The sequence below is a fragment of the Pseudomonas alkylphenolica genome, assembly GCF_016009175.1.
Taxonomy (GTDB): domain Bacteria; phylum Pseudomonadota; class Gammaproteobacteria; order Pseudomonadales; family Pseudomonadaceae; genus Aquipseudomonas; species Aquipseudomonas alkylphenolica_B.
Window position 1 is genome coordinate 1 of record NZ_JADUCM010000058.1, and the last position, 11,959, is coordinate 11,959.

9 protein-coding genes are annotated in these 11,959 nt (G+C 63.0%); 4 read left to right on the forward strand and 5 right to left on the reverse strand.

What is annotated here, in order from left to right; all coding sequences use genetic code 11:
* Positions 1 to 132: 132 nt before the first annotated feature.
* The 5 genes from relA to I5S59_RS25955 form a co-directional block, all read right to left on the reverse strand.
* A complete protein-coding gene (gene relA / locus I5S59_RS25935) occupies positions 133 to 2,373 on the reverse strand; it encodes a GTP diphosphokinase (protein WP_128324206.1) in 2,241 nt (746 codons plus the stop codon).
* 99 nt (positions 2,374 to 2,472) lie between these two features.
* Positions 2,473 to 3,831 (reverse strand): 23S rRNA (uracil(1939)-C(5))-methyltransferase RlmD, encoded by a 1,359-nt coding sequence (rlmD, locus tag I5S59_RS25940; RefSeq protein WP_197879118.1) that lies wholly within the window; start codon positions 3,829 to 3,831, stop codon positions 2,473 to 2,475.
* A complete protein-coding gene (cysM, locus tag I5S59_RS25945) occupies positions 3,831 to 4,733 on the reverse strand; it encodes a cysteine synthase CysM (protein WP_128324204.1) in 903 nt (300 codons plus the stop codon). Before cysM ends, rlmD begins: the two co-directional genes overlap by 1 nt.
* 127 nt (positions 4,734 to 4,860) lie before the next feature.
* The gene (locus I5S59_RS25950) at positions 4,861 to 6,210 is read right to left on the reverse strand and encodes a sensor histidine kinase (protein ID WP_197879124.1); all 1,350 of its coding nucleotides are present in this window, start codon (positions 6,208 to 6,210) and stop codon (positions 4,861 to 4,863) included.
* 2 nt (positions 6,211 to 6,212) lie between these two features.
* Entirely contained in the window at positions 6,213 to 6,929 is a 717-nt protein-coding gene (locus tag I5S59_RS25955; RefSeq protein WP_197879119.1) for a response regulator transcription factor, read from the reverse strand.
* 216 nt (positions 6,930 to 7,145) lie between these two features.
* Here I5S59_RS25955 and I5S59_RS25960 point away from each other — a divergent pair, with 216 nt between their 5' ends.
* The 4 genes from I5S59_RS25960 (at position 7,146) to I5S59_RS25975 (ending at position 11,824) form a co-directional block, all read left to right on the forward strand.
* Positions 7,146 to 9,899 carry a response regulator gene (locus tag I5S59_RS25960; protein ID WP_197879120.1) on the forward strand — a complete coding sequence of 918 codons (2,754 nt, stop codon included), beginning with the start codon at positions 7,146 to 7,148 and terminating at the stop codon, positions 9,897 to 9,899.
* A gap of 65 nt (positions 9,900 to 9,964) precedes the next feature.
* Positions 9,965 to 10,954 (forward strand): 2-hydroxyacid dehydrogenase, encoded by a 990-nt coding sequence (locus I5S59_RS25965; protein ID WP_197879121.1) that lies wholly within the window; start codon positions 9,965 to 9,967, stop codon positions 10,952 to 10,954.
* 31 nt (positions 10,955 to 10,985) lie between these two features.
* The gene (locus I5S59_RS25970) at positions 10,986 to 11,423 is read left to right on the forward strand and encodes a hypothetical protein (protein ID WP_197879122.1); all 438 of its coding nucleotides are present in this window, start codon (positions 10,986 to 10,988) and stop codon (positions 11,421 to 11,423) included.
* A complete protein-coding gene (locus tag I5S59_RS25975) occupies positions 11,420 to 11,824 on the forward strand; it encodes an META domain-containing protein (protein WP_197879123.1) in 405 nt (134 codons plus the stop codon). Before I5S59_RS25970 ends, I5S59_RS25975 begins: the two co-directional genes overlap by 4 nt.
* Positions 11,825 to 11,959: the final 135 nt, after the last annotated feature.

The window sequence follows — 11,959 nt, forward strand, 5'->3', positions numbered from 1 at the left end:
CCCCCCCCCCCCCCCCCCCCCGCCCGCCCGGGGGGGGCCGGGTGTGTTTAACATCCCCTGGGCCCCCCCGCCCGGGCCGGCCCCCCCCACCCCCCCCCCCCGGGGGGGGGGGGGGTGGCCGGTGAGAGGACATCAAGGCGTACGGTTACGCCGCGTCTCGATGATGTTCGGCAACTGCGATATCCGCCCCAGCAGGCGACCGAGGGCATCCAGGCCCGGAATCTCGATGGTCAGGGACATCAACGCGGTGTTGTCTTCCTTGTTCGAACGGGTGTTGACCGCCAGCACGTTGATCCGCTCGTTGAGCAATACCTGCGAAACGTCACGCAGCAGGCCTGGGCGGTCGTACGCGCGAATGATGATATCCACCGGATAGGTCTGTACCGGTACCGGCCCCCAGCTGACCTGGATGATCCGCTCCGGCTCGCGCCCGGCCAGTTGCAGCACCGAGGCGCAGTCCTGGCGGTGGATGGTCACGCCGCGCCCCACCGTGATGTAACCGACAATCGCGTCGCCCGGCAACGGCTGGCAGCAGCCGGCCATTTGCGTGAGCAGGTTGCCGACACCCTGGATCTGGATATCGCCGCGCTTGCCCGGTTTGTAACCGGTGGCTTTGCGCGGGACCAGCTCGACGTGGTCGCTGCGCTCCGGCTCCACCAGTTGCTGCGCCGCATTGACCAGGTGGGCCAAACGCAGATCGCCGGCCCCCAGGGAGGCGAACATGTCTTCGGCAGCCTTGAGGTTGGCCTTTTCAGCCAGGCGCTCAAAGTCCACCTGCGGCAGGCCCAGGCGATTGAGTTCGCGCTCGAGCAGGGTCTTGCCCGCGGCAACGTTCTGGTCACGCGCCTGGAGCTTGAACCAGTGAACGATCTTGGCCCGCGCCCGCGAAGTGGTGACGTAACCCAGGTTCGAGTTCAGCCAGTCGCGGCTGGGGTTGCCGTGCTTGCTGGTGATGATCTCGACCTGCTCGCCGGTCTGCAGGCTGTAGTTGAGCGGCACGATCCGCCCGTTAATCTTCGCGCCCCGGCAGTTGTGACCGATTTCGGTGTGTACCCGGTAGGCGAAGTCCAGCGGCGTGGCACCTTTGGGCAGGTCGATGGCATGCCCGTCCGGGGTGAACACATACACCCGGTCCGGCTCGATATCCACCCGCAGCTGCTCGGCCAGGCCGCCGATGTCACCCAGTTCTTCATGCCATTCCAGCACCTGCCGCAACCAGGAGATTTTCTCCTCGTAGTGGTTGGAGCCGGATTTGACGTCGGTGCCCTTGTAGCGCCAGTGCGCGCACACCCCCAGCTCGGCCTCTTCGTGCATGGCGTGGGTGCGGATCTGCACCTCGAGCACCTTGCCCTCGGGGCCGATCACCGCCGTATGCAACGAGCGGTAGCCGTTTTCCTTAGGGTTGGCGATGTAATCGTCGAATTCTTTCGGAATGTGTCGCCACAGCGTGTGCACGATACCCAGCGCGGTGTAGCAGTCGCGCATTTCCGGCACCAGCACACGCACAGCACGCACATCGTAGATCTGGCTGAATTCCAGGCCTTTGCGCTGCATTTTGCGCCAGATCGAATAAATGTGTTTGGCCCGGCCGCTGATGTCGGCCTTGACCCCGGTGGCCAGCAGCTCATTTTGCAGCTGGTTCATCACATCGCTGATGAAGCGCTCACGGTCCAGGCGTCGCTCATGCAACAGCTTGGCGATCTGCTTGTACTGGTCCGGTTCCAGGTAGCGGAAAGACAGGTCTTCCAGCTCCCATTTGATATGACCGATCCCCAGGCGGTGGGCCAGAGGCGCGTAGATGTCGAATACTTCGCGGGCAACACGGTGACGCTTCTCGTCGTCAGCGCCTTTGACTGCTCGAATGGCGCAGGTCCGCTCGGCCAGCTTGATCAGCGCCACGCGGACGTCATCGACCATGGCCACGAGCATTTTGCGCAGGTTCTCGACCTGCGCCTGGGAGCCCAGCACCAGCGACTGGCGCGGGCTGAGGCTGGCGCTGATGGCGGCCATGCGCAGCACGCCGTCGATCAGTTTCGACACCACCGGGCCAAAGCGCTGGCCGACTTCGGCCAAGGTCACCTTGCCTTCGCGTACCGCGCGGTAGATCACGGCGGCAACCAGCGAATCCTGGTCCAGCTTGAGGTCAGCGAGGATTTCGGCGATTTCCAGACCGGCCTGAAAACTCGAGGTACCGTCGGCCCAGGAATGCTTGGCCGGGTTGCCCTTTTTCTCGATTTCCTGGGCGAACTCGCAAGCCTCCTTGAGAGCCTCACGGTCCAGCGCCAGATCGACGCTCACCACATGATCCAGCCATGCTTCGAGATTGATACTGCCGTCTGTGTTGACCGGCTGGTGCACTCTCACCTGTACCATCTTTGTCTACCTTTCCCTACAGCGCATTCGCGATGCGCCTGAAATCACTGGTGCTGCCCCTGCCGGACCCAAGGTGCAGCGCCCAACGCGCCAGCTTCGCTAGCCCGCTTCGAATAACGCCATGGCTTCGACATGCGCCGTTTGAGGAAACATGTCGAGAATCCCGGCACATTTTAACCGGTAACCCTGCCTGACCAGCTCAAGCGTGTCGCGGGCCAGCGTTGCCGGATTGCACGATACATACACCAGACGTTTCGCACCAAGGTCTGCGATTTTTCGCACGACCTCGAACGCACCATCGCGTGGTGGATCCAAGAGTACCGCAGAAAAGCCTCCAACGGCCCAGCCGGAGGTGGACAATGGCTGCGATAAATCGGCCTGAAAAAACTGCACATTATGCAAATTGTTGCTTTGGGCATTGGCCGCTGCGCGCTCGACCATGGCCTGCACGCCCTCGACCGCAACCACTTCGCGCGCCTGCCGGGCCAGCGGCAGGGCAAAGTTGCCCAGGCCACAGAACAAGTCCAGCACACGTTCATCGGCTTGCGGTGCCAGCCACGCCAGTGCCTGCTCGATCATTGCCGTGTTGACTCCGGCGTTGACCTGGACAAAGTCGCCCGGCCGATAGGCCAGCTCAAGATTCCAGGGCGCCAGGGCAAACCCGAGGGTCTGACCTGCATCCACCGGCGAAGGTTCACCCTCGCCTTGCAACCAGAGTTGTACGCAGGCTTCAGTGCAAAACGCCTGCAGGCGCGCCAGGTCGCCCTCGGCCAACGGGGCGGTATGACGCACCAGCAACGCCAGCGCCGTGCCGCTGAACAGCTCGACATGGCCGACCACCTGCGGCTTGCTCAGGCTCTGCAAGAGCATGGGCAGGTGACGCATGATTGATTGCAAGGGTTGTACCAGTACCGGGCAATCGTCGATGGCGACGATGTCCTGACTGGCTTCGGCGCGAAAGCCGACCTCCAGTTTTTTCGCTTTGGCATCCCAGCGCACGGCCACCCGCGCACGACGCCGGTAGCCAAACTCGGGCCCGCTCAACGGGCTGGCCCAGCGCTCAGGTACCACGCCCGCGACCCGTTGCAGTTGCTCGGCCAGCAAGCGTTGCTTGAGGGCCAGTTGATCGGCATGCGGCAAGTGCTGCAGGTTGCAGCCACCGCAGCGATCGAAGTGCTTGCACGGCGCTTCACGGCGCTGTTCGCTGGCGCTGAACACACGCTCCAGGCGCGCTTCCACGACTTTGCCGTGGGTGTTGAGCACCCGTGCTTCAACCTCTTCTTCGGCCAGCGCACCGCTGACAAACCAGGTGCGTCCGTCAAGAAAAGCGATGCCGCGGCCATCCCCGGCCAGACGCTCGATGCGCAGGCGTTGCTTTTTGCCTGTGGGGATCTGCGGCGTACGGCTGCCACCGGTGGGCTGGAAGCGCAGGCCGCTGTTACGTTTACTTTTGGACATCAGTTCGCCGCGTCGAAAATACCGGTCGACAGGTAACGGTCGCCACGGTCACAAATGATTGCCACGATCACGGCGTTTTCCAGCTCACGGGACAAACGCAGCATCGCCGCGACTGCACCACCAGAGGACACACCGCAGAAAATGCCCTCTTCCCGCGCCAGGCGGCGGGTGGTTTCTTCCGCTTCGCTCTGGGCCATGTCGACCACGCGATCTACGCGGTCCGACTGGTAGATCTTTGGCAGGTACTCTTCGGGCCAGCGACGGATGCCTGGAATCGCCGAACCTTCCATAGGCTGCAGACCGACGATCTGCACCGCAGGATTCTGCTCCTTGAGGTAACGCGAGCAACCCATGATGGTACCCGTGGTGCCCATGGAGCTGACGAAATGGGTGATGGTGCCTTGAGTCTGGCGCCAGATCTCGGGACCGGTGCTGACATAGTGGGCTTCGGGGTTGTCACCGTTGCCGAACTGGTCAAGCACCAGGCCACGGCCTTCGGCCTGCAGGCTGTCGGCCAGGTCGCGCGCGCCCTCCATGCCTTCTTCCTTGCTGACCAGGATCAGCTCGGCGCCGTAGGCAGTCATTGCTGCCTTGCGTTCAGCGCTGGAATTGTCAGGCATGATCAGGATCATCTTGTAACCCTTGATCGCCGCTGCCATGGCCAAGGCGATCCCGGTGTTGCCCGAGGTCGCTTCGATCAGGGTGTCGCCCGGCTTGATCTGCCCGCGCAACTCCGCCCGGGTGATCATCGACAATGCCGGCCGGTCTTTGACCGAACCTGCCGGGTTATTGCCTTCAAGTTTGAGCAGGAGCGTATTGCTGGTTTCGCCGCCAATGCGCTGCAGGCGGACCAGAGGCGTGTTGCCGACGCAATCGGCGATGGTTGGGTACTGCAAGGTCATGGCGTAATTCGCAATCCAGACTGCGGGGGCGACTATCATACCGGCAAACGGGATTTGCCCATATCACGCAATGTGTTGGAGTTATAGCTACAGGCTATAAGCAGCAAGCAATACACCCACTTGCAGTTCACAGCTCGGTTGCTACCGGCAGTTGCATATTCAGGCGCAATCCCTGACCAGTGTTTTGCGCCCACAGGCGCCCACCCTGGCGTGCGATGGCGTTACGGGCAATGCTCAGGCCGAGCCCGAAACCACCGTCCCCGGGACGCGAGCCATCCAGGCGGGTAAACGGCGCGAAAATCCGCTCGAGTTCAGCTTCGTCGACCCCGCCGCCCTGGTCCTCCAGCCACAACAGCCAGTAATTGCCCTGACGGCGACCGTCGAGGCGAATCATGCCGTTGGCCGGCGAATGGCGGATGGCATTGCGCAAGATGTTTTCCAGGGCCTGGGCCAGGCTGTTGAGGTTGCCCTGGATCCAGCAGGACGCGTCCAGCGCACACTGCAATTGCGTCGACGGCCAGGTGCTTTCGAAGCAGGCATCCTCGGCCAGCATTTCCCACAACGCCTGAACCTGGATCGGCTCATTGCTCATGGGCGCACGCTCGGTATCCTGCCAGGCCAGTTGCAAGGCGTCCTCCACCAGGCGCTGCATGCAGTCGACCTCACGCCCCAGGCGTTCGCGCAACTGTTCAACATCCGTGTGCCCTTCACTGGCAACGCGCAGGCGGCTCAGCGGCGTACGCAATTCATGCGACAGGTCGCGCAACAATTGCTGCTGCAAAGCGACGGTGCCTTGCAACCGCTCGGCCATGTCGTCAAACGCGCGACCCAGTTCACCCAATTCATCCTGGCGGCTGGTGGTGCTGCTGGCCACACGCGCCGACAACTGATCCGCACGCCAGGCGTTGGCCTGCTCGCGTAGCTGGATCAGCGGCATGATCAACATGCGGTACAGCCCCACGCACAGCAACAAGGTGAACAACCCCGGAATGATGCCGTTGGTCATGAACTGCCAGAACAGACGGTATTGCCCCGGCATCAGACGTTCCGGCAGCTCGATGACCAGCAGCCCCTGCTCGGGGTGTTCTACAAACGGCACGCGCATCCACGGCAAGCCGATCACCCGGCGACTGACAGGCCAGTCAATGCCGCGCAGGAACGTGATCCTGCGCGCCTGCTCAGGTGTCAGCTGGATGCTGCTGAGCGACTGCAAGTCCGGCCCCAGCACATTGATCCAGACCTGTTCCTTATTAGCCATCTCGGCCAGCCAGGCATCGACCCCGGCCGCCCCTCCCTGCGCCCAGGCCTGTTCGGCTTCGGCGGCGTACTCGGTCAACGTGACACGGGCTTCATCCGAGAGAAAGGCGTTCTGGGTTTCCATGTGCCGGCCCCAGCTCATGCTCAGGCCGATCATCAACAGGCAGAAACCCACCAACAAGATGGCCAGTTTCCAGAACAGCGAGTGGCGGTTGGGCAATTTCAATTGACCTCGGCGGCACTGAGCACATAGCCCTTGCCCCACACCGTGCGCACTTCGCGCTCCTGGTAGCCGATTGCCTTGAGCTTGCGGCGGATCTGGCTGACATGCATGTCCAGGCTGCGGTCATGGCGGGCGTAGCCACGCTGCAAGACCTGCTGATAGAGAAAAGCCTTGCTCAGCACTTCTTCATGGCTGCGGTGCAAGATATCGAGCAGGCGGTATTCGCTCAGGGTGAGCCCGGCCCAGCGCTCGTCACAGCAGACATCATTGACCTGCTCGTCGAACAGCAACGCCCCGGCCTGAACCGGCGCCGGCTCCTGTCGGCGGCGCTCCAGCGCCACCCGGCGCAGGATCGCCTCGATACGCACCTGCAGTTCGGCCATGCTGAAAGGCTTGGGCAGGTAGTCATCGGCGCCGCGCTTGAAACCGCTGATGCGGTCTGCCTCGGCCCCCAACGCCGACATCATGATCACCGGCGTCGAGCTGCTTTCACGAAGCTTGGCCAGCACATCCAGGCCACTCAAACCCGGCAGCAGGATGTCCATCAGCACCACATCGAACTGCGAATCACGGGCAACGTCGAGGCCTTCGCGACCGTTCTTGCACCAGGTCACGTTGAAGCCACCACGTTGCAGTGCGTCATGCAGGTGAGCACCGAGAACGGGGTCGTCCTCAATGGCCAGGATGTTGGAGTCGCGAATAGATACAGGATTCATTGGCGGGTGCTAGCAATTCTCAGTTACGCGATTATTGAGTAATTGCCTTGAGCAGGCAACCCGCAACTGCTCGTCGGTCGCGCGCCACGCCGGTCATCTGCCTCAAAATTAGATACAAATGAGTGCATTGCGCGGGAAGGCGCGGTACTTTTCCGATTTGGTCCGTCAGCTAGCTCCTAAGGCGGCCTACAGACTTGCCGGGCACAGGAGAAAGGCGTGCTGAATCGTTTGGGAATCCGCAGCCGCGTGTTGCTGCTGGCCTTGCTGCCGGCCGGGCTGATGGCACTGGTATTGGGCAGCTATTTCACCTGGCTGCAGCAAAACGAGCTGCAGGCTCAACTGGTGCAACGCGGCAAGATGATCGCCGAGAACCTCGCGCCCCTGGCCGCACCGGCCCTGGTCCGCCTCGACCTCGCACAGCTTGAGCGCATCGCGGCGCAAGCCCTTGAACAGGCCGACGTACGCGCCGTGGCCTTTCTCGGCCCGGACCGCAACCGCCTGGCCCATGCCGGGCCGAGCATGCTCAACCAGGCGCCGGCCGGTGGCGGTACAGAACTGCTGCAACGCACCGGCAGCGACGCCACCCGCTACCTTCTGCCTGTGTTTGGTCACCACCGCGACCTGGCCGGCGAACGCATACCGGGTGAAGTCGATCGACTGCTGGGCTGGGTAGAGATCGAACTGTCCCACGACGGCACCCTGCTGCGCGGTTACCGCAGCCTGTTCACCAGCCTGCTGCTGATTTTCTTCGGGCTGGTGGCCACCGCGCTGCTGGCCATGCGCATGAGCCGTACCATCAACGGCCCGATCGGCCAGATCACCTATGCGGTGACCCAGCTCAAGGATGGCAATCTGGAAGAACGCCTGCCGGTCATGGGCAGCCATGAACTGGATGAACTGGCCGCCGGCATCAACCGCATGGCCGAAACCCTGCACAATGCCCATGAGGAATTGCAGCACAGCATTGACCAGGCGACCGAAGATGTACGCCAGAACCTGGAGACCATCGAGATCCAGAACATCGAGCTGGACATGGCGCGCAAGGAGGCCCTTGAGGCCAGCCGTATCAAGTCCGAGTTCCTCGCCAACATGAGCCATGAAATCCGCACGCCGCTCAATGGCATTCTCGGCTTTACCCACTTGCTGCAAAAAAGCGAACTGACACCGCGCCAGCTCGACTACCTGAGCACCATCGAAAAGTCCGCCAGCAGCCTGCTCGGGATCATCAACGAGATCCTCGACTTCTCCAAGATCGAAGCCGGCAAACTGGTACTCGACAGTATTCCGTTCAATTTGCGCGACCTGATCCAGGACACCCTGACGATTCTCGCCCCGGCCGCCCATGCCAAGCAGCTGGAGCTGGTCAGCCTGGTGTACCGCGATACGCCATTGTCGCTGGTCGGCGACCCGCTGCGCATGAAGCAGATCCTCACCAACCTGGTGAGCAATGCCATCAAGTTCACCCGTGAAGGCACCATCGTCACCCGGGCCATGCTTGAAGAAGAACACGAAGACAGCGTGCAACTGCGCATCAGCGTCCAGGACACCGGCATCGGCCTGTCCAGCCAGGATGTCCGCGCCCTGTTCCAGGCCTTCAGCCAGGCCGACAACTCGCTGTCGCGCCAGCCCGGCGGCACCGGGTTGGGCCTGGTGATATCCAAGCGCCTGATCGAACAGATGGGCGGCGAGATCGGCGTCGATAGCACACCCGGCGAAGGCTCGCAGTTCTGGGTCAGCCTGCGCCTGCCCAAGGCCCGCGACGATGTCGAGGACCTGCCGTTGCAGGCCCTGCAAGAACGTCGCGTGGCGATTGTCGACGCCCACGAACTGGCCCGTCAGGCGCTGGAGCATCAACTGGAGGACTGCGGCCTGCGCATCAGCACCTTCAATTCCATTGACCCGCTGCTGCATGCCGTCGCGGCCGCGCGGATGGCTGGTGAGCCGATTACCCTGGCGGTCATGGGCGTCAACCTTGATAGCGTAACGCCGGAACGCCTGGGCCACTATGTCCAGCAACTGGAACGCCTGGACTGCCAGGCCCTGGTGCTGTGCCCGACCACCGAGCAAGCGCTCTACCATACTTACCTGCCCAACCCGCACAGCCAGTTGCAGGCCAAACCGACCTGCACGCGCAAACTGCGCCGCGCCTTGCTGGAGCTGGTCCAGCCCCGTCGCGGTGTCAGCGAAGCCAAAGCCGCCAGTGACCAGCCGCTGCCCAAGGTGCTCTGCGTCGACGACAACCCGGCCAACCTGCTTTTGGTACAAACCCTGCTCGAAGACCTCGGGGCCGAGGTACTGGCGGTCGACAGCGGCTTTGCCGCCGTTCAGGCGGTTCAGGACGAGCGCTTCGACCTGGTGCTGATGGACGTGCAGATGCCGGGCATGGACGGTCGCGAGTGCACTGAGCAGATACGCCGGTGGGAGAGCAGTCAGAGTGGTGCGCCGCTGCCCATCGTTGCCCTGACCGCCCACGCCATGGCCAACGAGAAGCGCGCCTTGCTGCACAGCGGCATGGACGACTACCTGACCAAACCGATCAGCGAACGCCAGCTGGCCCAGGTGGTGCTCAAGTGGACCGGCCTCAACCTCAATGCCCCCCACAGCGAACGGCTGCCCGAGCGCATCGCCGACAGCAACGAACTCAAGGTCCTCGACCCGGAAGAAGGCTTGCGCCTGGCGGCAGGTAAACCCGACTTGGCGGCGGACATGCTGGCCATGCTGCTGGCGTCACTGGAAGCTGACCGCGAGGCGATTCGCAGCGCCCGCGAGGCAGCCGACCGCAACGGCATGATCGAGCGCGTGCATCGCCTCAATGGCGCCTCACGTTACTGTGGCGTGCCGCAGTTGCGGGCCGCCTGCCAACGCAGCGAAACCTTGCTTAAACAGAACGACCCCGAAGCGCCGCGCGCCCTCGACGAACTGGACAAGGCCATCACCCGCCTCACGGCCCAGGCGCGCTTGAGCGCCTGACCCAGGGCAAGATGAAGGACAGGCCGCGCGGCTAGACTCACTCGCAACCGACTCAGGAAGATCCCATGCGCGTACTGTTTTTCAGCAGCCAGACCTACGACCAGGACAGCTTCACCCAGGCAATGTCGCCGCACAGCCTGGAACTGCACTTCCAGCCGGCGCGACTGACCGAAGACACTGCGGCACTCGCCAGCGGCCACGAAGTGGTCTGTGCGTTCATCAACGATGACCTCAGCGCGCCAGTACTCGAGCGCCTGGCAGCTGGCGGCACACGCCTGATCGCCTTGCGTTCGGCCGGCTACAACCATGTCGACCTGGCAGCGGCGAAGCAGCTTGACCTTGCCGTGGTGCGGGTGCCGGCCTACTCGCCGCATGCCGTGGCCGAGCACGCTGTGGCGTTGATCCTGGCCCTGAACCGCCGCCTGCACCGCGCGTACAACCGCACCCGCGAAGGTAATTTCAGCCTGCATGGGCTGACCGGCTTTGACCTGCACGGTAAAACCGTCGGCGTGGTCGGTACCGGCCAGATCGGTGCGGCCTTTGCCCGCATCATGGCCGGGTTCGGTTGCCAGCTGCTGGCGTATGACCCCTACCCCAACCCCGAGTTGCTGGCCCTGGGCGCGCGGTACCTAGAGCTGCCGGAGCTGCTGCGTGAGGCCCAGATCATCAGCCTGCACTGCCCCCTGACCGAACACACACGCCACCTGATCAACCCCCAGAGCCTGGCGCAGCTGCAGCCTGGCGCGATGCTGATCAACACCGGCCGTGGCGCCCTGATCGACACGCCGGCATTGATCGAGGCGCTGAAGGACGGCCAACTGGGTTACCTGGGTCTGGATGTCTACGAGGAAGAAGCCCAGCTGTTTTTCGAAGACCGCTCCGACCTGCCGCTACAGGACGACGTGCTGGCCCGCCTGCTGACCTTCCCCAACGTCATCGTCACAGCGCACCAGGCCTTCCTCACCCGCGAAGCGCTGGCAGCCATTGCTGAAACGACACTCGACAACATTACCCGCTGGGCGGCAGGCAATCCGCAAAACTTGGTGGAGGGTTGATGCTAGGATACGCGGCAGATTTGGAGGACCCATGGTCGAACACGATTTCCGCTACACCCTGTTTAATCCGCAGCACACCCTGATCGAATGCCGCGCCCTGGTGCCGGGCCGCTACCAAGTGACCGGCAACGGTGGCTCGATCCAGAAGAACGATGTTTTGCTGGTCACCCTCAAGGGCAGCAAAGACTTGTCGATGCGCCTCACCGTTGAAACCGTCCGCCACCTGATCAACCCGAGCGGTCAGTGGGTTGCGGTGGCCAGCGGCCCGGTGTTCGGCGAGCTGGCGATCCACACCTGGGAGGTCAACTGCGACAGCTGCCAGGCCAACCTGAGCTTCGAGTTTGCGGTGGATGCCAAGCTTGGCAAGAAAGCCCTGCAACCGGCCGCCACGGCGCGCATCGCCGAGCTCGGCTGGAGCAGCCGCGGCGACAAGCACCTGTGCCCGAACTGCAAGGAGGCGGCCCAGTGAAAACGCTTTTGCTCTCAGCCCTGGCTGGCACGGCCCTGCTGGGCTGCGCCGCCGAGCCGATGAAGCTGGAACAGGAGCGCAGCTACCTGCTGGAGTGGATCGGTGAGCGCCCGTTGATGGACTACAGCCACCTGACCCTGACCCTGGCGGCCGATGGCCGGGCCTATGGCAATGGCGGCTGCAACCACTGGTTTGCGCCCTATCAGCTCGACGGCGACAAACTCACCTTCGGCAAGGTCGGCAGCACCCGCAAGCTGTGTGCACCGGCGTTGATGGAACAGGAAAAGCGCTTCCTCCAGGCCTTGGAGACCGTACAGCGCTGGGATGTTTCGCCGATCGAGCAGGTTCGCTTCTGGCCGGCCGAAGGCAAGCCGCTGCGCTTTTGGCCTGAAGAGGGCTAAAGCAGGCGTGTAGGAGCAACTGTCTTTGGATCTCTTTCTAAGAAGATCTTTTTTCAGCATGACCCGGTCGGCGATGGTGCTAAAGCAGCATCGCTGATAAGGCTGATCCAAACCCAACCTCCAAATGCAGTCCGA

Bases quoted from the DNA above. Each gene is read 5' to 3' on its own strand.
- rlmD (WP_197879118.1), bottom strand. From the start codon at position 3,831: ATGTCCAAAAGTAAACGTAACAGCGGCCTGCGCTTCCAGCCCACCGGT.
- I5S59_RS25965 (WP_197879121.1), top strand. From the start codon at position 9,965: ATGCGCGTACTGTTTTTCAGCAGCCAGACCTACGACCAGGACAGCTTC.
- I5S59_RS25955 (WP_197879119.1), bottom strand. From the start codon at position 6,929: ATGAATCCTGTATCTATTCGCGACTCCAACATCCTGGCCATTGAGGAC.
- I5S59_RS25970 (WP_197879122.1), top strand. From the start codon at position 10,986: ATGGTCGAACACGATTTCCGCTACACCCTGTTTAATCCGCAGCACACC.
- cysM (WP_128324204.1), bottom strand. From the start codon at position 4,733: ATGACCTTGCAGTACCCAACCATCGCCGATTGCGTCGGCAACACGCCT.
- relA (WP_128324206.1), bottom strand. From the start codon at position 2,373: ATGGTACAGGTGAGAGTGCACCAGCCGGTCAACACAGACGGCAGTATC.